Consider the following 24,775-nt stretch of genomic DNA (forward strand, 5'->3'; position numbering starts at 1 on the left):
GCCTTTGTTAGCATTGCCGGGTTGTCCGCCCGCTCAGACGCGGGCGTGTCGTTCGGGAGGGGGCACCATGGCGCAGCGCCTGCCCTCGTCGCCCCCGATCCTTCCCGGGCTCGCTTACATCCGCCCCCTCGGGTCGGGCGGTTTCGCGGACGTCTTCCTGTACGGCCAGGACATGCCCCGCCGCGAGGTCGCGGTCAAGGTGCTGCCGAGCGATGTCCGCGATCCCGACCTGCTGCGGATGTTCAACGCCGAGGCCGACGTCCTCGCGCACCTGTCGGCGCACCCGTCGATCGTCACCGTCTACCAGGCGGGGATCTCGGCGGACGGACGACCGTACATCGTCATGGAGTACTGCCCCGGCTCGCTCTCCCAGCGCTATCGCGTCGAGCGGATCCCGGTCGCCGAGGTCCTCGCGATCGGCGTCCGCATGGCGGGAGCGCTCGAGTCGGCGCATCACGCGGGACTCGTGCACCGCGATGTGAAGCCGAGCAACATCCTCATCACCACCTTCGGTGCCCCTGTGCTCGCCGATTTCGGCATTTCCTCGTCGCTCGTCCGTCAGGACGCCGACGAGATGCTCGCGATGTCCGTTCCGTGGAGCGCGCCGGAGGTCATCGCCGAGCAGACGGCCGGTACCGTCTCGAGCGAGGTGTGGAGCCTTGGAGCGACGGTCTACTCGCTGCTCGCCGGGCACAGCCCTTTCGAACGTCGGGAGCGCGGGCAGAACTCTCGCGAGCAGCTGCGCCGCCGCATCGCACGCGCGTCGTACACCGAGATCGCGCGCGCCGACGTCCCGCCCGCCCTGCAGGTGGTGCTCGCGCGCGCGATGGCGCGCAATCCGCAGGACCGGCACCCCAGCGCGCGCGCCTTCGGCGAGGATCTGCAGCGCGTCCAGACCGAGCTGGGGCTGGCGGCCACGACTCTCGAGGTCCCCATGGCCGACTGGTCGCCGTCGGCCCAGGTCGTGGACTTCTCCGATACGGCCCTGCGCGGGCCCACGCGCTCGCGGATCGAGCGCGAGGGGGCGCGAAAGCTCCGCGACCGTTCCGGGATGACCGGGCTTGCGCGCGACGAGGACACCGACATCTCCGCTCCGGGACCGACGGCTCATCGCATCCTCCCCTGGGCGCTCGCGGGGGCGACGCTCGTCGCGGCCGGGGCTGTGGCCGTCGCGGCGCTGTACGCGACGGGGGTGCTGCGATGAAGCGGCGGACGATCGCCGGGCTCGCGGCCACGCTCGCCGCTGCCGCGCTGGTCGTCACGGCGAGCGTCGTCTGGCCCGGACTCGACGCCCAGGAGACGCCCGAGGTCGACACGTCGGTCTGGGCGCTGCAGACCGGAGAAGGGCAGCGCTACGCGCGGGTGAACACCTCCGTCGGCGAGCTCGATACGGTGCGGTCCGCGGGCAATCCGAGCGAGGTCGCCCAGAGCGCGGACGGGGCCTATCTCTTCACCGACAGCTACAGCAAGCTCTCACGCATCGACGAGGCGCAGCCCGTCAACCTGCAGGAGGACCAGCTCGCCGCCGCTCCCGACACCCCGCCCGGGACCACCTCGGTCGCCACCGCCGGGGATTTCGTCGTGTATCGCACCGACACCGGCACGCTCTTCGCCGGGCGGTTGAGCGAGGCCGGGCAGGCGGCATCCGAACTCGATCCGTTCGGCACCGCCGGGGGCGACGCACCCGCCTACACCGCGGATGCCATCGCCCTCGACGACCGGGGGATGCTCTTCGCGTACTCCTCGGCCGACGGATCCGTGATCCGCTATGACATCGCGGCCGACGAGCTGCGCGGGCGCGACCCGGTGACCGCGGACATCGCGTCGCCGCTGATCTCGGCTGCGGGGGATGCCTGGGTCCTGGTCGACGCCGAGGCCGGGCGGGTGTGGGTCCGCGGGGCGGATCCGGTGGACATCGCCGTGGCCGACCAGCTGGTCGTCGCCGCACCGGATTCCCGCGGCGCCATCGTCTACGCCGCCGACGAGCGGTCGCTCTGGGCGATCCCCACCGACGGCTCGGGACCGCAGCGTGAGGCGGGGGTCGGCGACACGGTGCTCGGACAGCCCGCGAAGCCCCTGTCGCGTGGAGGCGTCGCGTACGCCGCGTGGCTGCTCCCCGGGGATGCCGGCGGCACGCTGTGGCGCTCCGACGGGGGAGAGACCCCGCTCGACTATGCCGGGGGAACGCTCCCCGATCAGCGTCGCCCCGTGTTCGTCGCCACCGATCACGCCGTGATCCTGAACGAGACGCGCAGCGGATGGGTGTGGACGGTTCCCAACGGGGCGCTCGTGTCGTCGAGCCAGAACTGGAGCCTCGACGATCGGACCGAGCAGGCCGCGGTCCAGAGCGACGAGCAGCTCAGCGTCGTCCTCGACCCGAAGCCCCCGATCGCGGAACCCGACGCGTTCGGTGTCCGAGCGGGCCGTCTGGTCACCCTCCCCGTGCTCCTGAACGATCACGATCCGAACGAAGACGTCCTGAGCATCGTCGGCGAGAGCGTCACCGGTCTCGATCCCGGGTTCGGCGAACTGAGCCTGACCGACGACAACCAGCGACTCACCGTTCGCGTCCGCCCGGAGGCGACCGGCACGGCGACCTTCTCGTACGCGGTGACCGACGGTACGACGCCCGACGGGCTGACCTCGGCTCCGACGACGGTGACCCTCACGGTATCGCCGGAGACCAGCAACGCCGCTCCCGTGTGGTGCGGGGTCGAGAAGTGTCTGCAGCCGTGGCCGACTCCGGAGGTCGCACGCGGGGGGACGATCACGGTTCCCGTCCTCCCGGGCTGGGTCGATCCCGACGGCGATCCTCTGCTCCTGCTGTCCGTCGACAACCCCGGCGGCGTGGGCAGCGTCACCTCGACGCCCGCCGGAGAAGTCGTCTACCAGCACGCCGACGACGGGTCGGGTGGCGAGCAGACCATCCAGCTCGACGTCACGGTGGCCGACACGGCCGGGGCCGTGACCACCAAGCCGCTGCTCATCCGCGTCGCGCCCGACCCGAAGCTCGCCGTGCAGTCGTTCGCGGTGGTCGACACGGTGGGCTCCGGCCTCACCGTCGATGTCGGGCCGCACGTCACCGGGACAGCGGGCGCCATCTCGCTCAGCTCGGTCCGCGTGCTCGACGACGCGGCGGCGACGGCCGGCGTCGTCGGTGGGAGCACGACCTTCGACTTCAGCGCCTCCCAGCCCGGGGTGTATCGGGTCGATTTCACCGTCTCGGACGGGGGAAGGGATGCCACGGGAACCGCCCGCATCACCCTCCTGGCGGCCGATGCGCCCGCTCAGTTGGCCACCGCTCCCGTCGTGGCCTTCGTCCGGCCGCAGGAGGACGCGACACTCGACGTGTTCTCCGCCGTGTCGAACCCCACGGGCCGGGTGCTCCTGTTGAGCGACGTCGTGGCCGCCGCGCAGGAGGGAGCGTCGCTCAGCGTCGACACCGTCGGCCAGAACGACCTCCGCGTCTCGGGAAGCACCGCCGGGGGAGAGGCGGGTCTGCTGGGGACGGTGACCTACAGCGTGAGCGACGGCACCGAAGACGAAGGCGCGCGGGTCTCCGGCGAAGCGACGGTCTACCTGCTTCCCCCGGCCCCCGAGATCGCCCCGATCGCGGTCGATGACACCGTCACCGTCCGTGCCGGAGCGCAGGTCGACATCCCCGTGCTCGACAACGACGTGTCGCCCGCCGGCGGACGACCCACACTCGATCCCGCCAGCGTGAGCGCCCAGCCCGCGAGCGACGCTCTGGCCTTCGCCTCGGGCGGAGTGCTGCGTTACCTCGCCCCGACCGCACCCGGATCGTACGAGGTGACGTACCGCGTGTACACCACCGGAGCCCCCTCGCTGTGGGACGAGGCGACGGTCCACATCACCGTGCTCGGCAACGACGCCAACCGGCCACCGGTGCCCGACACCCTCCAGGGGCGGGTGTTGAGCGGAGGGACCACCACGATTCCCTTCCGCAGCTTCGGGGTCGACCCGGACGGCGACGCGGTGACGCTCGATCGGATCGTGTCGCAGCCCGATCGGGGCAGCGCGGCGATCTCTCCCGACGGGCTCTCGATCGTCTATTCGTCCGTGCCGGGCGACCGCGGCCAGGTGTCGTTCCGTTACCGTGTGGCGGACACGGCCGGAGCCACGGGCGAGGGCACGGTGCGGATCGGCGTCCTCGACGCCGAGGCGAACCCGAGCCCGATCACGTTCACCGACTACGTCCAGGTGCAGGCGGGGGCGGACAGTCGGCTTCGCGTGAGCCCGCTCGCGAACGACATCGATCCGACCCAGGGGCGACTCACCCTCACCGGGGTGCGCCCCGATCTTCCGCAGACCCTCGCCGACGGCGACGACAACCCCGAGTACGCGCGGCTGGCGGAACGCGTCGAATCGGTCTCCGACACCGGAGTGGTCATCCGTGCGGGCGATGCCCCCGCGACGATGTCGTTCCTCTACGACGTGGCATCCGACTCGGGGAACACCGGACGGGGGCTCATCGTCGTCAAGGTCGTGCGCGAGAGCGTGCCCGACTACCCGGTGGTGGCCGATACGGCGCTCACCGTCGAGGACCGGGACGACTTCACCACGGGTGTCGACGTGATCGAGGGGCGTGCCACCTGGTCGGGCGGCGACGTGAGCGACCTCCGGGTCTCGCTCTGGGGCGATCCCACGGACGTCCGTCTCGACGGGCGACGCCTCTCCGGCGACCTTCCGGCCACCCGCCGCATCATCCCCTTCGCCGTCACGGGCACGGTCAACGGTTCCGAGGTCACGACCTACGCCTTCCTCCGCGTCCCGGGCGACGCCGACGTGACGCTCGCCCTCCGCCCGAACGCGGCGCAGCGCGTCGACGAGTTGGCGTCGGTCGAGTTCGACATGGCATCCCTGGTCGCCGTCCCTCGCCGGGCGACCCTCGAGGTCGGAACAGAGGCCACCACGAGCGGTGCGCGTGCCGAGGCGCGCTGCACGATCGCGGGCACCCGGGTGACGTACGACGCCGGAACCGGATCGCCGTGGAGCGACGTGTGCACGGTCCCCGTGCGCATCGCGGGGACGCAGGAGTGGACGCTCCTGTCGGTTCCGATCGGTGTGGTGGCGCGCAACCCGCAGCCCGAGCTGCGGCCCGGATCCCTCACGGTCGGGCCGGGCGAGACCGCGACGTTCGATCTGCGCAACATGACCTCGTGGCAGCTCGGCCGCGAGGACGGGAACGGCATCCGCTACGCGCTCGACTACTCCGGCTCGGCGTTCTCCGCAGTCACCCTCGAGGGATCGACCGTCACCGTCACGGGTGCCGATCGCGCAGTCCCGGGAACCGAGAACGCGGCGATCATCACGGTCACGAGCCACAACGCCGTCGCCCCCGCCCGTCTCGTGCTGCGGGTGGGCGCGGCACCGTCGACCCTCCCGCAGGGAGGAACGATGTCGCGGCAGTGCTCGCAGGCGAACGGGTCGTCGTGCCCGATCGAGGTGGTCGGCGCCGATGGAGAGGTCAACCCCCTCCCGCGCACGCCGCTCGAGGTCGTGAGCGTGCGCCCCACGGGAACGTGCACCGGTGTGAGTTTCGCGGTCGCCTCAGCGTCGAGCATCGCCGCCTCGTGGACGAGCGACGCCCCGGGTGCGACCTGCGCGGCGAGCGTGACGCTGCGCGATGCCCAGGGCCGCGCCACCGCAGGTCCCCGCGACGCCCGCGTGGTGCTCGACCTGCAGGGGTACCCGCGGGCCCCCGCGAGCGTGCGTCAGTCCGCGTACGCCGACGGCTCCGTCACCCTCCGCGTCGATGCGGGCGAGGCGCGGCGCGCCTACCCGGGTCTCTCCGGTTTCCTCGTGCGCTACCGCGGTGACGTCGTCGCCCAGTGCGCGCCCGACGGCGGTTGCCCCACGATCGCCGCCCCGAACGGCGACCAGCGGGAGTACGTCGTGACGGCCGTCAACGACGTCGGCGAGTCGCGCGGTTCGGTGCGCACGACGGCGTGGGCCTACGACCCGCCCCCGCGTCCCGACAGTGCGGACTGGACGCCGACCGTGACCGACGACGGCTCCGGAAACGTCGTGGACATCACCGTCCGGGGAGTGGATGCCGCCGAGACCGGCTCCCTCGAGATCCGCAGCAGCACGGGCGAGACGCAGACCGTCTCGGTGGGACGCAACCAGCAGGACGTGCCGATCAAGGGCTTCCGGGTCGGGAGCAACTCCTCGACCGAGGTCCGGGTCACCCCGCGGTCCCGTTTCGACGTCCCCCCGGGGCTGGGCGGCACCGTCGAGGGCGGCGTCCTGACGTTCCGCGCCCACGGCGTCGGCAAGCCGACAGGCCTCGACCTCACCCTCACCTCGCGTGCCGCCTCGGACGGTTCGACGACGATCGTGGCGCAGGCCACGGCCAGCCCGAACGGCACCGATTCCGACCTTCGTTTCGGGATCATGGAGGGGACGAGCTGCCGTACGGGAGACGGCGGGTCGCGCCGCGAGTTCCCCGGGAAGAAGGACGGCGAGGAGTACACCTTCACGGCCTGCGTCGACTCCGTCTACCAGGGCAAGACGTACGGCTCCGCCGATCCGCTGACCAAGCCGCACCGCGTCGATCAGGACCGCGCCGCCCCGCGGGGGTACACGTTCCGCGTGAACGCCGACCCGATCCTCGACCAGGACAACGGCCGCGCGATCGCGCGTTGGCGCCTCAACGAGGAAATCGAGCCCGGGAACAAGCCGCCGAACAACAACGACGTGTTCTACACGAACTTCAACAACAAGCGGTCGAGCGTCTTCGACAGCGACCCCGACATCGGGGTCTACTTCGAGCACACGTTCTGGGGCACGACATCCGAGGTCGGTCGCGTGACCCCCGCCGACGGCAGCGCGCCCTACCAGGTGCAGGCGTCCGCCAGCATCCGATCGTGTGTCGCCGGCGACGCACTCGACATCTCGAAGAGCTCCAGCAACGACAAGGCCGCCATGAAGGGCGACAGTTCCACCGCCGTGTTCCGCGACGGCCAGGGCAACAAACTGCCGCGCCCCGACGGCGACGACCGCGTCCCGGTCGGCGCGAAGAGCGTCGAGAACGTCACGGTCACGGTCGACTGGTCGGCGCAGGGGTGGGGACTGAACGGTACGACGCTCACACTGTCCGGCACCTGCTCGCCCGGCACCTCCACGAACCCCTGATACCGGCGCCCCCGACTCCCCGGCATCCATCCCCACCGGCATCCCCCAGAGAGAGACCACCGACATGACGATCACCCAGGAGCAGGCCACCTGGTTCGCGCAGACGTTCTCGCAGATCGCCGACAACGTCGAGCGCGCCGTGCTCGGCAAACGGCACGTGGTCGAGCTGGTGCTGACCGCGATGCTCAGCGACGGTCACGTCCTCCTCGAAGACGTCCCGGGCACGGGCAAGACCTCCCTGGCCCGCGCGGTCGCCCAGTCGGTCCAGGGCACGAACACCCGCATCCAGTTCACCCCCGACCTGCTCCCGGGCGACATCACCGGCATCACCGTCTACGACCAGAAGACCGGTCGCTTCGAGTTCCACGCCGGGCCGATCTTCGCCAACATCGTCCTGGCCGACGAGATCAACCGAGCGAGCCCCAAGACGCAGTCGGCGCTGCTCGAGGTCATGGAAGAAGGGCGCGTCACGATCGACGGCGTCTCGCGCGAGGTGGGCGTCCCCTTCCTCGTCCTGGCGACGCAGAACCCTGTGGAACAGGCCGGAACGTACCGCCTCCCCGAGGCCCAGCTCGACCGCTTCCTCCTGCGGACCTCGCTCGGCTATCCCGACCATGCGGCGACGGTGCGCATCCTCGACGGAGCCGCCATCGCGACCGCCGACCTGCGCCCGATCGTCACGCCTCACGCGCTCGTCGGCATGGCGGATCTCGCGGCGACCGTGTACGTCGACGCGCTCGTCCTCGACTACATCGCCCGACTCGTGGATGCCACCCGCTCCGCCGACGAGGTCCGCCTCGGCGTCAGCATCCGCGGGGCGCTCGCGCTCACCCGGGCCACGCGCTCCCGCGCCGCCGCGCAGGGACGCACCTACGCCACCCCCGACGACGTCAAGGCGCTCGCCGTGGCGGTGCTCTCGCACCGGCTCATCCTGCACCCCGAGGCCGAGTTCGACGGCGTGACGGCCGAGGCGGTCATCGGTCAGGTGCTCCTCGATGTCGCCCCGCCGACGCAGCGCGAGAGCGAACGCGCGCGATGACGACCCTCCTCCCCGGGATCCCTCGATGCCCGACGTGAACGTCACCGAGTCGCGGCTGACACGGACCTCCGCAGGCACCGTCGGTACCGGCTCGCGGACCTCGATCACCTCCACGTCGACGCGCCGCGCCCGGCGGATCGTGCGCGCGGTCGTGCGCGCCGCCGAAGCCTGGCGCGCGACGAGCGAGGCCGTTCTCACCGCCTCGCGTTGGGCGGGCCGCACCGTGCGACCGGCGGGAGCGGTCGTGACGATCGCCGCGACCGCGGGCCTCATCGCCGGGCTCGTCTTCGGGTGGGTGGAGTGGATGGTCGCCGGGAGCGCCTCCCTCCTGCTCCTGATCATGAGCGTGCCGTTCCTCTTCGGCTCCCGTGCCTACGCGGTCGACCTGACGCTCGCGCGCGAGCGCGTCGTCGCCGGGCACGGAGTGACGGGCGAGATCATCGTCCGCAACGAGAGCGCGCGCGTCGCTCTTCCGGGACGCCTCGACATCCCCGTGGGATCGGGGCTCGTGGAATTCGGCGTGCCGTTCCTGCGCCCCGGACACAGCGTCACCGAGACGCTCGAGATCCCGCCCCTGCCACGGGGCGTCGTGACGGTGGGGCCTGTCACGACGGTGCGGAGCGACCCGATCGGACTGCTGCGGCGAGAGCACGCCTTCGACGACGAGAACGAGTTGTTCGTCCACCCCCGTACGGTGCCGCTGCCGTCGACGAGCGCCGGTCTCGTGCGCGACCTCGAGGGCAACGCGAGTCGTCGTCTCGTCGACGCCGACATGTCGTTCCACGCGATCCGCGAGTACGCCCCCGGTGACTCGCAGCGCCAGGTGCACTGGAAGTCCACGGCGAAGACCGGCCGCCTGATGGTGCGTCAGTACGAGGAGTCCCTCCGCTCCCGGATGGCCGTCGTCCTCGGCGCCGCGTCGCAGGAGTACCTCGACGCCGACGAGTACGAGCTCGCCGTGTCCGCCGCGGCTTCCCTGGGCCTGCGGGCCGTCCGTGACGCGCGCGACATCGACATCGTCACGGGCTCCGAGATCCCGCGCGTGGTGAAAGGGAGACTGCGCGCGATCCGCCGTATCCCGACCGTCACCCCGCGACAGATGCTCGACGGGTTCAGCGCCCTCGAGCGCTCCGACAACACCATGTCGGTGTCGGACGTCTGCCGCTTGGCATCCGAATCCAACGAACGGCTCTCGATCGCGTTCATCGTCGTCGGCTCCCGCGTGCCCCTCGCGCGCGTGCGACAGGCGGCGCTCGCCTTCCCCGTCGACACCGCCGTGGCGGCCGTCGTGTGCGACGAACGCGCGCACCCGCGCATGCAGAGCATCGCCGGGCTGACGGTGCTGACCATCGGCACCCTCGACGACCTGTCCGGACTCCTCGTGCGTGGAGCGACATCGTGACGGCGGACAGACACCCCGGTCGCGTCGTGGCGGGAGCGTCGTACACGGCGTCGGCGGTCGCGATCGCCGCGGTCGCCGCGTGGCCCATCTACGCGTCATGGTCGTTCGTCGTTCTCGTGGTCTCGTCGGCCGTTGCCGCGGCCCTGATCGTGACGCTGGTGACCTGGCGCCGGTGGGGCGGGTGGATCACGGCCGCCGCCACCGCCGCGGCGTTCCTGGTCCTGTGCGTGCCTCTGGCGGTCCCGTCGCGACTCGGGGGACCGCTCGAGATCCTCCGCGGTGTCGGCGAGGCCTCGGCCGGGGTGCTCGTCGCGTGGAAAGACCTCGTCACCGTGGACCTGCCGGTGGGTGCCTACCGCAATCTGCTCGTCCCCGCGCTCGTGGTCTTCCTCGTCGGGGCGGTGACGACCCTCTCCCTCGCCCAGCGAGCCGATCGGCGGTCGGCGGGTGCCGTGGTGAGCGCGCTGCTGATGACGGGCTTCGGCCTGTTCTTCGGCCGCACCTCGCCCAGCGCCCCGCTCGTCTGGGGGCCCGTGTCGATCCCGGCGCCGGTGGAGACCGCCGTGGGACTCGCCGCTCTGCTCTCCGCGGTCCTCTGGCTCGCCTGGCGCGCGCACGATGAGAGGACCCGATCCCTCCGACGTACGAGTGCGCTCGCCGTGTCGCCGACCGCGCGGCGCTCCCGAACGGACCGTCGCCGCGCCCTCACCGGAGCCGGAATGATCCTCGTGGCGGCATTGGTGACCGTCGCCGTCGTCCCCTGGGCGGCCGGCGATGCCGACCGCCGCGTCCTCCGCTCTGCCACCGGTCCGGAGCGTCAGATCGCCGAGGCGGTCAGCCCGCTGTCCGAGTACCGGGCGATGTTCTCCGACTCCCGGGTCGAGGACGTGCTGTTCCGCGTGAGCGGGGAGGGAGCGCTGCCGGACCGCATCCGCGTGGCCACCCTCGACTCCTACGACGGCGAGATCTTCCGTTCGTCGGGCACGGGGGAGGGGCGGTTCGTCCGCGTCCCCTCCCCGCTCCCGGTGACAGACGGTCGAGCCGTCGACGCCGAGGTCGAGATCGGCGACCTCGGCGGGATCTGGATGCCGACGGCGGGGAGCCTCGTCCACGCCGCCTTCGCGGGGGACCGGCCGAATCAGCTGGCCGATCGGTTCTACTACAGCGCCGCCGCCGAGGCCGGTGTGCAGATCGCGGACGGCGGCCTCGTCCCGGGCGATCGCTATCGGCTGACGGCGATCGAGCCGGCCGCTCGTGACCTCGCGACGCTCTCCGCCCCCGGTGCCCCCGCGGGGGTCTCCGGCGGGGAGAATCTGCGCCGCTGGGTCGACGAGCACAAGACAGGGGACGGCGGAGCCGCCCTGGCCACGCTCGTGCAGCTGCTGCGCGAACGCGGGTACCTCAGCCACGGGCTCGCGCCATCCGCGGGTTCTGCCGCGCCCCGGTGGGCGACTGACCTCGCCGGGTACCAGGTGCAGCCGAGCGCGTCCGGGCATTCTCTTGCGCGCATCGAGACGATGTTCCAGCGCCTCCTCGACAGGGAGGACGACCCCCGAGCAGTGGCATCCGGGAACTATGTCGCCGCCGTCGGCGACGACGAGCAGTTCGCCGTCGCCACGTCGCTCATCGCGCGTCAGCTGGGCTTCCCGTCGCGCGTCGTGGTCGGGACGCGGCTCACCTCCGCCGATCCCGACCTGCCGACGTGCGAGGCCGGAGAATGCCGCGCCGGCGACCTGAGCGCGTGGACCGAGGTGCAGGGGGCCGACGGGAGCTGGACGCCGATCGACGTGACCCCGCAGCACGAGCAGTCCCCGAGCCTCGAAGTGACCGAACAGCGCGATCCCGAGAACGTCACCGAGGTGCGGCCCGACACGGTCGACGAGGTCGTGCCTCCCGCTCCCGTGCAGGAGGACAACACGCTCACCGACGAGGAACGCGCCGCCGACGGTCTCGACCTCGCCTGGCTGTGGCCGATCCTCCGGGTCGCGGGCCTGTCCCTGCTCGTCGTCCTCGTGCTCTTCGGTCCGTTCCTCGCGGTCGTGATCGCCAAGGCGATCCGCCGACGCGGCCGCCGTCGCGATCCGGACCCGCGCGCGGCGATCGCCGGCGGCTGGGAGGAGTACGTGGATGCCGGCGTCGATTCCGGCCGCGAGCTCCCCCCGTCTTCCACGCGTCGCGAACTCGCGGCGGCGCTCGGAACGGACGGCGGTCCGCATCTCGCGGACGAAGCCGATCGCGCGGTGTTCTCCTCCCGGACGGTCACCACCGACGAGGCCGCGGCCTTCTGGCGCATCGTCGACACCGAACGCCGGAGTCTCGCGCGTCAGCGCGGCGGATGGCGGCGACTGCTCGCGGCCGTATCGTTGAGATCGTTCCTGCGGTTCCTCGCCCCGCGTCCCACGCGCCGACGGCCGCCGCACCGCGACGAGAGGGGAAAGCGCCCGGCCCGACGGCGGCGCGACACGACATGAACGACTCCACGGGCGTCATCCTCGGCCTGTCCACCGCGGTCCTCTTCGTCATCCTGTACGTCTGGTACGCCCTCGCGCTGTCGGCCCTCTTCGCCAAGGCGGGGGAGAAGTCGTGGAAGGCGTGGGTTCCGCTGGTGAACCTCGGCACGATTCTCAAGCTCGGCGGGTTCTCCCCCTGGCTCGTCCTCCTCAACCTCGTTCCGCTGTTCGGGGGGATCGCTTTCGTCATCGTCTTCATCGTGGCGGTGCACCGCATCAGCGAGGGGTTCGACCGCGGGGCCGGCACGACGGTGCTCGGCGTGGTGCTCCAGGTCGTCTGGGCCAGTGTGCTGGGCTTCGGCTCGGCGCGCTGGGCGGGTTCGGATGCATCCGGGTCGCGCACGATGGACGAGAACTCCGCCCCCGTGCGCCGGGGTCAGGACTTCGACGGCCCGTACGTTCCCTTGGTCGGCGGGTGGACGCCGGAGCCTCCCGCGCCCGCCGACGCCGAGCCCTCCTCGGAGCCGGTCGTGCTCCCGTTCGCGGCTCCCTCGGGTTCTCTCGCCGACGCGGTCCCGTCCGCTGTGGACTGGGCCCCGTCCCGCAGCGGGGACGCGTCGCCGCCGTACGATGCGCGTCCTCCTCGTCCCGAGGACAGGAATCCGGATGCCACGCCGCCGACGTCCGTGTTCGATGTTCTCGACGCTCTGCGCGCCGAGGCGGAAGAGCCCGGTACTCGCCGGAGCGCCGCCGAGCCGGCCCCCGCTGTCTCGGACGCCGAAGACAACGGCTTCCAGCCCACGGTTCCTCTGACGCCGGGGCTTCCCCTGCGCGGTCGAGGCGTCCCCGTGGCGTCGACGGGCGCGACGGAGGCCGAGGACACCCCCGCGCCGGAATCCCCGGCCGTCTCGGAGCCCGAGCCCTGGACGCCCCCGCGCCGCGCCACCGCGCCCGCCCCGGTCGACGAGGTGCCGCTCACCCGTCCCGCCGTCGATCCGGACCCCGCGGCGGAGTCGGCCACGTCCGCACCGCCTCCCGAGGCAGAGGAGTTCCCCGAGCTCTCCGAGGCGGTCTCGGCGGTTTCGGGTGCGCCGGATGCCGGAGCCCCGCGGTCCGCGCGCACGTCGGTCGCCGCGCTCTACACGCAGCCGGAGTTCGCTCCCGGTCGGGATGCGGACGACGACCTCGAGGCGCTCGACCGGACCGTCGTGGCGCGCCGGCGTCGCATCCCCTGGGCGCTGGTCCCGCCCAGCGGCGATCCCGTCGAGCTCACGTCCTCCGTCGTCATCGTGGGACGACGGCCCGCGGCGGACGGGGCGTTCCCCGATGCGCAGCTCATCGCGATCACGGACGAGACGCGAACGGTCTCCAAGACGCACGCGCGTCTGCAGCTGCGCGGCGACACCTGGTTCGTGACCGATTTGGACTCGACCAACGGCGTCCTCTTCGCGACCCTCATGGGCACCGAGATCGAGGCGCCTCCGGGGGAGGAGATCGAAGCCGGTGAGCGGTTCTTCCTCGGAGACGCGGAGGTGCGCCTGTCACGGAGGGATGCGTGAGCGGCTCCGACGACAAGCCCGACGATCCCGAGGACGTCACCCTGTGGGCGGGGCGTCTGCGCGCCTGGCCCGCGGCACCCGTCCCGTCGACGGCCAGAGATGACGGAGAGTCGGACGGGAACGTGGACGCGACCCTCATCGCGCGACGCCGGGGCCCGGGCCGCGGTCCGCGGCGAGAAGACGACGCTCCCGAGGGCGAGGGGGACATCGACGACACCGCGCCGGGTGGGCGTCCACCGAACGACGTGACCGTCCGCTCGTCGCGCAGGGGACAGGGCCCGGCGGAGCGGGTCGAGGACAGCGCCGTCGAGACCGACATCACCGTCCGCTCGGTGCGCGAGGGCGGGAGTGAGAAGCCCGCGGAACACGTCCTCGACGACACCACGACCGCCGCTCGCCGCGTCGGCGGGCCCGCGGAGCCCCTTTCGGCTACGGCTCCCGGTCGTCGCCGGGCGTCCCGCGCGGGCGCGCATCCCGAAGGGGGGGCCGAGACCGCGCCCCGAGAACCGCGAGTCGAGCCCACGCCCCGCGGTGACGCCCCTGCGCGGACGGTGCGCGTCCCCGGCGAGGAGACCGCGGAGGCCTACGGTCCGCGCGCCGACGAAGCAGTCCGCGTGCATCGCAACGTGCCGCCGCCGAGGATGGACCCCGATCGCGATGCCTCCCTCGTGCGCCCGAAGGGGGCACGCCGCGGGGTGGCCGCCCCGCTCGTCATCGGGGGAACGACCATCGTCGTCCTCGCCGGGGCGCTCGCCGCGTTCGTCCTGCTGGCCCGCTGACCCGGGCGACGGGGCCGAGCGACCGTCCGCACCCGTGAGGTCGCCGCACGTTTGCCCGGACACCCGAAGAACACGTATCATTGATCGGGTGTGCGTTCACGCGCGCCGTGCGTCATGCCTCCGGGTAGGACATGCGGATCAACGCTCGCACCATCTCAGGGATCGACCTGCGAACAGGTCGCCCCCACGGCATATCCACCACGAACCGCGTCCGATCATTCTGGCGCGCGGTGGATCACACGTGAGCCCGACACGTCACGAATCGCAAGATGCGCGACATGACGGGGGAGACACGACCGCTGTCACCGTGCAGCACCCCGGACGGCCCGAGAGGAACCGCCCGGCCAAACAAGGAGAGAACGTGCCAACCATTCAGCAGTTGGTTCGCAAGGGCCGCTCGCCGAAGGTCTCGAAGACCAAGGCTCCCGCGCTGAAGTCGAACCCCCAGCAGGCCGGCGTGTGCACCCGCGTGTACACCACGACCCCCAAGAAGCCGAACTCGGCCATGCGCAAGGTCGCCCGCGTGAAGCTGCGCAACGGCACCGAGGTCACCGCCTACATCCCCGGCGAGGGCCACAACCTGCAGGAGCACTCGCTCGTGCTCGTCCGCGGTGGTCGCGTCAAGGACCTCCCCGGTGTCCGTTACAAGATCGTCCGCGGTGCGCTCGACACCCAGGCTGTCAAGAACCGTAAGCAGGCTCGTAGCCGCTACGGCGCGAAGAAGGGCTGAGAACCATGCCTCGTAAGGGTCCCGCCCCGAAGCGTCCCGTCGTCAACGACCCGGTGTACGGCGCTCCCGTCGTCACCCAGCTCGTCAACAAGATCCTCGTCGACGGCAAGAAGTCCATCGCCGAGGCGATCGTGTACGACGCCCTCCGTGGCGTCGAGGCGAAGAACAGCCAGGACGCCGTCGCCACGCTCAAGAAGGCGCTCGACAACGTCCGTCCCACCCTCGAGGTCAAGAGCCGCCGCGTCGGTGGCTCGACCTACCAGGTTCCCGTCGAGGTCAAGCCGCACCGCGCGAACACCCTCGCGCTGCGCTGGCTCGTGAGCTACGCGAAGGGTCGTCGTGAGAAGACGATGACCGAGCGTCTGCAGAACGAGATCCTCGACGCCTCGAACGGCCTCGGTGCCGCGGTCAAGCGCCGCGAAGACACCCACAAGATGGCCGAGTCGAACCGCGCCTTCGCGCACTACCGCTGGTAAAACCCGCGGAGGGTCTGTGACCGAACCCGGTCGCGGACCCTCCGATGGGCCCGGCATCAACCTCCCAACAGGTAAGGAAGACACCCGTGGCACAAGACGTGCTCACCGACCTGCACAAGGTCCGCAACATCGGCATCATGGCCCACATCGATGCCGGCAAGACCACGACGACCGAGCGCATCCTGTTCTACACGGGCGTCAACCACAAGATCGGTGAGACGCACGATGGTGCGGCGACCACCGACTGGATGGAGCAGGAGCAGGAGCGTGGCATCACGATCACCTCCGCCGCCGTGACCTGCTTCTGGGAAAAGAACCAGATCAACATCATCGACACCCCCGGTCACGTCGACTTCACGGTCGAGGTCGAGCGCTCGCTGCGCGTGCTCGACGGTGCCGTCGCCGTCTTCGACGGCAAGGAGGGCGTCGAGCCCCAGTCCGAGACCGTGTGGCGTCAGGCTGACAAGTACGACGTCCCCCGTATCTGCTTCGTCAACAAGATGGACAAGCTGGGCGCCGACTTCTACTTCACGGTCGACACCATCGTCAACCGCCTGAAGGCCAAGCCCCTGGTCATCCAGCTCCCGATCGGCGCCGAGAACGACTTCGTCGGCGTCGTCGACCTCGTGTACATGCGCGCTCTGGTCTGGCCCGGCGACGCCAAGGGTGATGTCACCATGGGCGCCAAGTACGAGATCCAGGAGATCCCGGCCGACCTCGTCGAGAAGGCGCAGGAGTACCGCGAGAAGCTCCTCGAGACCGTCGCGGAGTCCGACGACGCGCTGCTCGAGAAGTACTTCGGCGGCGAAGAGCTCACCCACGAGGAGATCAAGGGCGCCATCCGCAAGATGACGATCGCCAGCGAGGTCTACCCCGTGCTGTGCGGTTCGGCGTTCAAGAACCGCGGTGTGCAGCCCATGCTCGACGCCGTGGTCGACTACCTCCCCTCGCCCCTGGATGTGCCCGCCATCGAGGCGCACGACCCCAAGGACGAAGAGGTCGTCATCGAGCGCCACGCCGACCGCGACGAGCCCTTCGCGGCCCTCGCGTTCAAGATCGTGACGCACCCGTTCTTCGGTCGCCTCACCTACATCCGCGTGTACTCGGGTCACCTCGACTCCGGTGCCCAGGTCGTCAACGCGACCAAGGGCAAGAAGGAGCGCATCGGGAAGATCTTCCAGATGCACGCCAACAAGGAGATGCCGGTCGACTCGGTCACCGCCGGTCACATCTACGCCGTCATCGGCCTCAAGGACACCACCACCGGTGACACCCTGTGCGACCCGGCCAACCAGGTCGTCCTCGAGTCGATGACGTTCCCGGAGCCGGTCATCGAGGTCGCCATCGAGCCCAAGACCAAGGCCGACCAGGAGAAGCTGGGTGTCGCCATCCAGAAGCTCGCCGAAGAAGACCCGACGTTCCGCGTCGAGCAGAACGCCGAGACCGGCCAGACCGTCATCAAGGGCATGGGCGAGCTCCACCTCGACATCCTGGTCGACCGCATGAAGCGCGAGTTCAAGGTCGAGGCCAACGTCGGAAAGCCCCAGGTGGCGTACCGCGAGACGATCCGCAAGTCGGTGGAGCGTCACGACTACACCCACAAGAAGCAGACCGGTGGTTCGGGTCAGTTCGCGAAGATCCAGTTCGCGATCGAGCCCCTCGAGGTCACGGCCGACAAGACCTACGAGTTCGAGAACAAGGTCACCGGTGGTCGCATCCCGCGCGAGTACATCTCGCCGACCGACCAGGGCTTCCAGGACGCGATGAACGTCGGCGTGCTCGCGGGCTACCCCATGGTGGGTGTCAAGGCGATCCTCCTCGACGGTGCCTCGCACGACGTCGACTCGTCGGAAATGGCGTTCAAGATCGCAGGATCCATGGGCTTCAAGGAGGCCGTCCGCAAGGCGAACCCCACCATCCTCGAGCCGATCATGGCCGTCGAGGTGCGTACTCCCGAGGAGTACATGGGCGACGTCATCGGCGACCTGAACTCGCGTCGTGGCCAGATCCAGTCGATGGAAGACGCCGCCGGCGTCAAGGTCGTCCGGGCCAACGTCCCGCTGTCCGAGATGTTCGGCTACATCGGTGACCTGCGCTCGAAGACCTCGGGTCGCGCCGTCTACTCGATGGAGTTCGACAGCTACGCCGACGTCCCGAAGGCCGTGGCCGACGAGATCATCCAGAAGAACAAGGGCGAGTAAAACCGCCCTTCGGATGCCGGGAACCAGGGTTCCTGCTCGGGTTCCCGGCATCCACTCAAACTCAATACCGACTCTCTAGTAACCTGAGAACCATCCCCGTGGAGAACCGGTCGCAATCCAGCGCCCGGGACTTCGCAACTACGTCCTGAGGAGGACCCAGTGGCTAAGGCCAAGTTCGAGCGGACCAAGCCGCACGTGAACATCGGAACGATCGGTCACGTCGACCACGGCAAGACCACGCTCACCGCTGCCATCTCGAAGGTGCTCGCCGACAAGTTCCCGTCGGCCACCAACGTCCAGCGTGACTTCGCGTCGATCGACTCGGCGCCGGAAGAGCGTCAGCGCGGTATCACCATCAACATCTCGCACGTCGAGTACGAGACCCCCAAGCGTCACTACGCTCACGTCGACGCGCCCGGCCACGCCGACTACATCAAGAACATGATCACCGGTGCCGCTCAGATGGACGGCGCGATCCTCGTGGTCGCCGCCACCGACGGCCCGATGGCTCAGACCCGTGAGCACGTTCTGCTCGCCAAGCAGGTCGGCGTGCCCTACCTGCTCGTCGCGCTGAACAAGAGCGACATGGTCGACGACGAGGAGATCCTGGAGCTCGTCGAGCTCGAGGTTCGCGAGCTGCTGTCGTCGCAGGACTTCGATGGCGACAACGCCCCCGTCGTCCGCGTCTCGGGCCTCAAGGCTCTCGAGGGTGACGAGCAGTGGGTCAACTCGATCGTCGAGCTCATGGAGGCCGTCGACGAGTCGATCCCCGACCCGGTGCGCGACAAGGACAAGCCGTTCCTCATGCCCATCGAGGACGTCTTCACCATCACCGGCCGTGGCACGGTCGTCACGGGCCGCGCCGAGCGCGGTACCCTCGCGATCAACTCCGAGGTCGAGATCGTCGGCATCCGCCCGACGCAGAAGACCACGGTCACGGGTATCGAGATGTTCCACAAGCAGCTCGACGAGGCCTGGGCCGGCGAGAACTGTGGTCTGCTCCTCCGCGGCACCAAGCGTGACGACGTCGAGCGCGGTCAGGTCGTCGTGAAGCCCGGTTCGGTCACCCCGCACACCAACTTCGAGGGCACGGCGTACATCCTGTCCAAGGAAGAGGGCGGCCGCCACAACCCGTTCTTCACGAACTACCGCCCGCAGTTCTACTTCCGCACCACCGACGTGACCGGCGTCATCACGCTGCCCGAGGGCACCGAGATGGTCATGCCCGGTGACACCACCGAGATGTCGGTCGAGCTCATCCAGCCGATCGCCATGGAAGAGGGCCTCGGCTACGCGATCCGTGAGGGTGGCCGCACCGTCGGCGCCGGCACGGTCACGAAGATCCTCAAGTAAGTCTTTCCAGACTTCACTCGGCAAGGGCCGGGCCTTCGGGCCCGGCCCTTCGTCGTTCCCGGATGCCGGTGCTTCACGTCGCTGCCGGACGCTGCGCCGGATGCCAGGGTCCCGGGCCGCCGTGAGAAGCGCACGTCGCACGGCTTCGGCACCCGACCCAGACGGCGGTCTGGGGGAGCCGATGCCCGGGAAGTGGGGCCGACCGGGTGAAACCCGTAAGCTGAACGGGTGAGTGACACCCCCTTCGAGCCGAGCCGGCGCTCCCGTCGCGAGGCCCGAGCGGCCGTCGACAGCCCCACCCCCGAGCAGACGTTCCGCCTCGACGACGAGACCGAACCGGATAAGGAGCCCCGCCCGTCCCGGTCCGCCGCCGACACGGACCCCGCGCCGCGCCCCTCCCCGCGCGCGTCGAACGGCTTCTTCGGCACCTGGAAGCCGCTCGTGGCCGCCGCGGCCGCCATCGTCGTCGCCGTCATCGTCGGGCTGATCGTGACGGTGGCTTTCAACGGCGCCGCCGGGCGGAGCATCGGCAGTGTCCTGGCATCCGTCGTCGTCGGCGGCACCGGAATCGGCCTGATGGCGCGCACCCGGCCGGCGGGCTTCTTCCGCGTCAACGGACTCGACGTCCTGTGGGGCCTGATCCTCGGAGCGGTGATGCCGTTCATCGCGGGGATCGGCGCGGTCTCGCGGGGGTGGCCGGCGTTCGAGGCGCTGTCGCTGCGCTGGCTGGTCCTCGGCGTCGCCGCGCCGTTCGTCATCGTGCTGATGCTGACCTTCTTCGCGATCGGGTTCGTCTACCCGGCGGCTCTGTCCTACACGTCGACGCGTTTCACACCGACGGTCGCCCGGATCGTGTCCGGTGCCGTCTCCGCGGTCGCCTTCGCGATCATTCCGATCGTGTTCGCCGGAAACGTGTCGGGTATGCCGTTCGCGCTTCCGGTGGGGCTGGGGATCGCGGCATCCGTCTTCGTCGCTCTGTCCCGCCGCTTCTGGGGACCCCTGCTCATGGGGCTGGTCTTCACGGGCGTGTGGGTCATGCTCGCGATCGCGGGCTACATCCTGGCCTGACGCTCCCCCCGCGCGAGGCGATGCTCAGCGCCCGCGGAGGATCCGGAGCGCGGCGGCGGTGAAGACGCCCAGGACAGCGAGCTGAACGACGGCGACGCCGCCCGCCGCCCCCGCGACGCCGAGAAGCGACGCACCGACGAGCACCGCGGGCACGACGAGGAGCGCGCCCACGCAGACGGCGGCGAGGTACGCGCCGTCACGACCGGAGGGCAGCACGACGCACATGCCGAGCGCGGTCGCGAGCGTCATGGCGGCGAGGGCCACACCCCCGAAGAGGGCGGTGAGGGACGTGATCTCGAAGCCGGGACCCAGCACCACGGGGGTCGCCCACGGGACGACGAGGGCGAAGCCGGTGCCGAGGGCGACGGCGAGCAGGACATGGAGTCCGACGGCGCGGCGCATGCGTCGCAGCCCCGCATCGCCGGGGGCCGACGAGACCCAGCCCTGGAAGGAGCCGGTGATCATGTACACGCCGATGTATCCGTACTTGAGGACGCGATCGAACGGCGCGAAGCCGATGGCGGCCGGCGAGGTGGCGACGCCGAGTGTCGAGAGGGGAGCGGTCTCGGAGAACGTGAGGAGACCGGCGGCGAGGGCCGTGCGCCACCCGCCCCGGTAGGCGCCGCGGGCGTCTGTGAGAGCGGCGCGCACGGAGAATCGCTCGCGGAGACCGATGAACCACGTCGCGGTGACGAACGCGGCGAGCGTGCCGACGAGCAGGATCGTGGGGTACAGCAGAGGGGTGGCGGTGAGAAGCGCGGCGAGGGCTCCGACGAGGTTGAGCACGATGCGGGGGACGGCGTCGAAGACGAGCGACAGAAGAGGACGCCCGACCCCCACCGCGTACCAGCTGAGCGACAGGCCCTGCAGAGCGAAGGCGAGAGCGGAGACGATCGCGAGCGCGTGATCGTCGGCATGGCTCGCCAGAGCCGCGACCAGGGCGACGGCGGGCAGGACCACGATGCTGTTGGCCCCGCGGACGACGATACTCGCGCGGAAGACGCGCGCGGGGTGTGCGGAGCGCGCCGCTTCGACCGGGCCGCGGACGGCCCAGCCGAAGGTGATGATGGTGGCGGCCAGCGTGCCGAGGGCTTGGCCGATCGCGATCTCGGCGAAGCCGTCGGGGCCTGCGGCGCGCGTGATGAGCGGCAGGGCGATGAGCGGGGAGATGGCCGAGAGCGCGGAGACGGCGGTCAACAGCGCGACGCTGCGCGCCCGGTGCGGCCGCGACGGCTCAGCGGACTCGGAGGTCACGCTCGTCCTCGGTGAGGGGCCGCAGGAGCACCGCGATGAGGATCCAGGTGATCGCGAACCAGAACATGCTCGTCAACGTCGCGGAGAGCAGGTAGGACGCGAGCAGGCCCGCGGCCACGGGCTTTCGTTCGCGCGGGACGAAGACGAAGACCGCGACGAACAGGAGGATCAGCAGCCCGAGGCCGAGGATCCCTCCGTCGTAGAGCACCTGAACGGGCAGCATGATGATGTGCCCGCTGATCCCTGGCGTGCCGGGCTGTTCGTGGCGCAGTCCGAACGTGTTCGTCCCGTTGCCCAGCCACAGGTTGATCCCCTTCATCTCCTGCGCGGCGAGGCCCGCGACTTCGAGGCGGAAGGCGATCGTCCCGCCGACGAAGTCGACGTCGCCGATCTTGTTCTGCTGCTCCGGGTTCGTCGGGTCGGGTTCGCGCGTCGGTGCCGGCGTGGGCGTGCCCCCCGTCGCGGTCGAGGCGACGGATGCCGAGGGGCTGGCCGTCGCGGGAAGGGTGCGGTCGGCGGGCGCCGTGCCGCCCATCGCGGCGATGACACCGTAGGTGACGACCAGGGTGGCGACGAGGACCCCGGCCGGGAGGACGCGAGCGAAGCGTTCACGCCACGATGAGCGCAGCGAGAAGACGGTGAACAGCGCGAAGACGCCGAGGCCCAGAATGAGGCTGAACACGGCGGTGCGGGTCTGCGAGGCGACCAGCCCCAACGGCACCGCCACCGCGACGGCGGCGACCTCCCACCGCCCGATGCCCCGCCGTGTGATCGTCAGCAGCGTCCAGAAGATGAGGATCGAGGCGTAGATGTTCGCCTCGATCGCGGTGACCCGAGCGACGTACACCTCGTACAGGTAGTCGAAATCGGTCCCGAGGGCGATCTGACCGCGCGTGAGGTTCGCCACGGCATAGGCCGCGAAACCGACGAGAGCCCAGGGGGCCACCGAGATACGCCCGAGCCGCGCGGCGAACTCGGCCCCCTCGGCCACCGCCATCATCGACACCAGGAGCAGCAGGTCGATGACCAGCCAGATCAGGATCGAGGCGCTCCACGTGAGGCTCGGGGAGAAGAGCAGAGTGGTGACGACATTCCATGCGACGAAGGCCGCGTACACGAGCGGGACGGGATGCCGCAGCGCACGGAGGAACGCTCCCCGCAGGACAGGGTGCACGAGCATCCAGCCGGCCAGGAGCAGGGGGACGACCTGTTCCACCCGCACCCGGAACCCGATGATCTCGGCGTCGTAACGGCCGAGGAACGAACTCACCACGACCGCGGCGATCAGCGCGAGCGTGATCAGGCGCGTCCGTGCCGTGAGGCTCGGCCGCGCGTAGGCCGTGGAGGCGGAGAAGAGGCTCACGATCGGGGCACCAGGTCCCAGAGCTCGGCGCGGATGCGTCGGTCGAAGGTGTCCCTGGCGAAGAGCCGGTCGAAGCGTTCGCGTGCGGCGGCGGCGGCGGCGCGGATCGTGTCCTCGTCGAGCGCGTCGAGGGCCTGTGCCCACGCGTCGGCGTTGCCGGGGGGCACCAGCAGGGGGCTGTCGCCGACGATCTCGCGAAGGCCCCCGGAATCGCTCACGAGCAAGGCCCGACCCGCGCCGAGGGCTTCGATCGCGATCGTCGGCAGCGGGTCGGGCAGAACGCTCGGAACGACCACGACGTGAGCCGCGTCGAGGTGCGCGCGGACGTCGGCGGTCCTGCCGATGACGTCGATCTGCGCGCGCCGGGGCGACGCCTCGACGAGGGCGCGCACGTCGACGGCTTCGCCGATGGGCGGGGCATCGCCGAGAATCTCGAGACGAAGGTCGGTGCGCGTCATCCGGTTCCAGGCATCCAGGAAGACCCGGTGGCCCTTCCACGCGTTCCAGCGGCTGGCGATGACGACCCGGATGCCGTCGGCGAACGAGGGGAGCTCGGTCGGGGGTGCGTTGTCGAAACCGTTGTGGACGACGGTCGTGCGTCCGCGAAGGTGGGACGGAAGGGCTCGCGCCACGGCCGAGCTGACGGCGATGATGTGGTGCGCGTAGCGGAGGAAGGGGATCACCGGGCGCGAACTCGTCCCGATGTGCTCGTGAAGATGCAGCACCACGCGCGCGCCCGAGAGCCGTGCCGGCGGTGCCGTCAGCGCGGCGGCGGCGGTGTTGACGTAGACCAGCGCGGGGCGCGCCGCGATGAGGCGCATTCCCGTCCGCAGAGCACGGCCGGCCAGCCCGAGAAGACGCGACGGACGCAGGTAGGCGCGACGCATGATCGGGAGGGGGAGATGGCGAACCCGGATGCCCTGCTCGGTGAGCCGGCGTGAGAGCTCGCGTTCCGGGTAGTCGATGTCTGTGGGCAGCCAGACCTCGAGGTCGAGATCGTCGGGGACCGTGCGGAGCACCTCGAGGAGGACCCGGTCCGCCCCGTACATCTCATCGGAGGGGTGCACCACGATCGCTCGGCGACGGCTCATGAGGTGACCCTCTTCTTGAGCTCGCGAGCCGGGATGCCGCCGTAGACGGCTCCCGCCGGTACATCGCGCGTCACCACCGCACCGGCAGCGATCACCGCACCGTCGCCGACGGTCACTCCGGAGGTGATCGTGACCCCGCTGGCGATCCAGCACCCGGAGCCGATCGTGATCGGCGCCCACTCCACGCCCTGCGACTTCACGTCGCGCGACGGGTCGCTCATCACGTGGTCCTCCGCGAAGAGGCGGACGCCGGGACCGAGCATCGTCTTCTCCCCGATCGTGACGCCACCGGAGCACCCGATGTAGCAGCCGGGCGAGAGGCTACTGCCGTCTCCCATGACGAGTCCGACCCCGATCGCGCGCGAGTAGTAGCTGCTGGGGCGGATCAGGGTCCCGGTGCCGATCGAGACGCGATCGCCGAAGCGGATGCCGTCCCGGCTCAGGCCCTGGATCTCGGCGAAGTCCTCCACGATGAGATCTGCACCCGCGTGCACGAGGTGGGCATTACGGACACGGACGCCGCGCCCGATGAGAGGGAGGCCGCGAGCGGACCCCAATCGTGGCCGGAGAATCGCGCCACGCAGCGCCATGGGACCGACCTTCGCCGCGAGCTGTGTGCTGACGATCCGCCACCGATCGCTGCCGACTTCGCGCAGTCGCTCGCGCTGTTCGCCGACGATCTTGTGCAGAATTCCCATTGTTCAGCGAGTCCTTTGGCAATGCGGGCGAGGACGGAGGCTGAGATGTCGCGCCGTATTCGGTCGTTCATTCCGACCGAATACGGAGCGCCGCGCGACGCTCCCTGTCGAGCCCCCCTGTGAAGTATCCCCGGAATCAAAAGGGAAATCTGGG

The 24,775-nt window shown here is 70.4% G+C and carries 16 protein-coding genes; 12 read left to right on the top strand and 4 right to left on the bottom strand.

From position 1 onward, the window contains the following. Positions 1 to 67 precede the first annotated feature (67 nt). From NS220_RS03680 to NS220_RS03735, 12 genes are all read left to right on the top strand, one after another. The gene (locus NS220_RS03680) at positions 68 to 1,204 is read left to right on the top strand and encodes a serine/threonine-protein kinase (RefSeq protein ID WP_058622751.1); all 1,137 of its coding nucleotides are present in this window, start codon (positions 68 to 70) and stop codon (positions 1,202 to 1,204) included. Continuing rightward, on the top strand, positions 1,201 to 7,158 hold the full coding sequence (locus NS220_RS03685; protein WP_058622752.1) for an Ig-like domain-containing protein: 5,958 nt from the start codon (positions 1,201 to 1,203) through the stop codon (positions 7,156 to 7,158). Before NS220_RS03680 ends, NS220_RS03685 begins: the two co-directional genes overlap by 4 nt. A gap of 64 nt (positions 7,159 to 7,222) precedes the next feature. After that, entirely contained in the window at positions 7,223 to 8,197 is a 975-nt protein-coding gene (locus tag NS220_RS03690; RefSeq protein WP_058622753.1) for an AAA family ATPase, read from the top strand. A gap of 25 nt (positions 8,198 to 8,222) precedes the next feature. Continuing rightward, positions 8,223 to 9,599, top strand: coding sequence for a DUF58 domain-containing protein (locus tag NS220_RS03695; protein WP_058622754.1), 1,377 nt, complete (start codon positions 8,223 to 8,225; stop codon positions 9,597 to 9,599). After that, on the top strand, positions 9,596 to 12,070 hold the full coding sequence (locus NS220_RS03700) for a transglutaminase-like domain-containing protein (protein WP_058622755.1): 2,475 nt from the start codon (positions 9,596 to 9,598) through the stop codon (positions 12,068 to 12,070). The genes NS220_RS03695 and NS220_RS03700 overlap by 4 nt, the downstream gene beginning before the upstream one ends. Next, entirely contained in the window at positions 12,067 to 13,608 is a 1,542-nt protein-coding gene (locus NS220_RS03705) for a DUF5684 domain-containing protein (RefSeq protein WP_058622756.1), read from the top strand. The genes NS220_RS03700 and NS220_RS03705 overlap by 4 nt, the downstream gene beginning before the upstream one ends. Continuing rightward, positions 13,605 to 14,387 (top strand): hypothetical protein, encoded by a 783-nt coding sequence (locus NS220_RS03710; protein WP_058622757.1) that lies wholly within the window; start codon positions 13,605 to 13,607, stop codon positions 14,385 to 14,387. The genes NS220_RS03705 and NS220_RS03710 overlap by 4 nt, the downstream gene beginning before the upstream one ends. Positions 14,388 to 14,748: 361 nt before the next feature. Further along, on the top strand, positions 14,749 to 15,117 hold the full coding sequence (rpsL, locus tag NS220_RS03715; protein WP_013584051.1) for a 30S ribosomal protein S12: 369 nt from the start codon (positions 14,749 to 14,751) through the stop codon (positions 15,115 to 15,117). Between the two features lie 5 nt (positions 15,118 to 15,122). Beyond that, positions 15,123 to 15,593, top strand: coding sequence for a 30S ribosomal protein S7 (gene rpsG / locus NS220_RS03720; protein ID WP_058595427.1), 471 nt, complete (start codon positions 15,123 to 15,125; stop codon positions 15,591 to 15,593). Between the two features lie 86 nt (positions 15,594 to 15,679). Beyond that, complete coding sequence (gene fusA / locus NS220_RS03725; protein WP_058622758.1) at positions 15,680 to 17,794, top strand: elongation factor G; 2,115 nt, start codon at positions 15,680 to 15,682, stop codon at positions 17,792 to 17,794. Between the two features lie 159 nt (positions 17,795 to 17,953). After that, entirely contained in the window at positions 17,954 to 19,147 is a 1,194-nt protein-coding gene (tuf, locus tag NS220_RS03730; RefSeq protein ID WP_058595425.1) for an elongation factor Tu, read from the top strand. Positions 19,148 to 19,375: 228 nt separating this feature from the next. After that, entirely contained in the window at positions 19,376 to 20,215 is an 840-nt protein-coding gene (locus NS220_RS03735; RefSeq protein WP_058622759.1) for a hypothetical protein, read from the top strand. 24 nt (positions 20,216 to 20,239) lie between these two features. Here the strand turns inward: NS220_RS03735 and NS220_RS03740 are convergent, their stop codons facing one another. The 4 genes from NS220_RS03740 to NS220_RS20520 are packed head-to-tail and all read right to left on the bottom strand — an operon-like array spanning position 20,240 to position 24,621. Beyond that, positions 20,240 to 21,469: a hypothetical protein gene (locus NS220_RS03740; RefSeq protein ID WP_058622760.1), complete on the bottom strand. Its 1,230-nt coding sequence runs from the start codon at positions 21,467 to 21,469 to the stop codon at positions 20,240 to 20,242. Continuing rightward, entirely contained in the window at positions 21,450 to 22,832 is a 1,383-nt protein-coding gene (locus NS220_RS03745) for a hypothetical protein (protein ID WP_058622761.1), read from the bottom strand. Before NS220_RS03745 ends, NS220_RS03740 begins: the two co-directional genes overlap by 20 nt. Further along, a complete protein-coding gene (locus NS220_RS03750; RefSeq protein WP_153004137.1) occupies positions 22,829 to 23,923 on the bottom strand; it encodes a glycosyltransferase family 4 protein in 1,095 nt (364 codons plus the stop codon). The genes NS220_RS03745 and NS220_RS03750 overlap by 4 nt, the downstream gene beginning before the upstream one ends. Then, a complete protein-coding gene (locus NS220_RS20520) occupies positions 23,920 to 24,621 on the bottom strand; it encodes an acyltransferase (RefSeq protein ID WP_058622762.1) in 702 nt (233 codons plus the stop codon). Before NS220_RS20520 ends, NS220_RS03750 begins: the two co-directional genes overlap by 4 nt. Between the last annotated feature and the right edge of the window lie 154 nt (positions 24,622 to 24,775).

Source organism: Microbacterium testaceum, from assembly GCF_001476655.1.
Classification (GTDB): Bacteria; Actinomycetota; Actinomycetes; order Actinomycetales; family Microbacteriaceae; genus Microbacterium; species Microbacterium testaceum_C.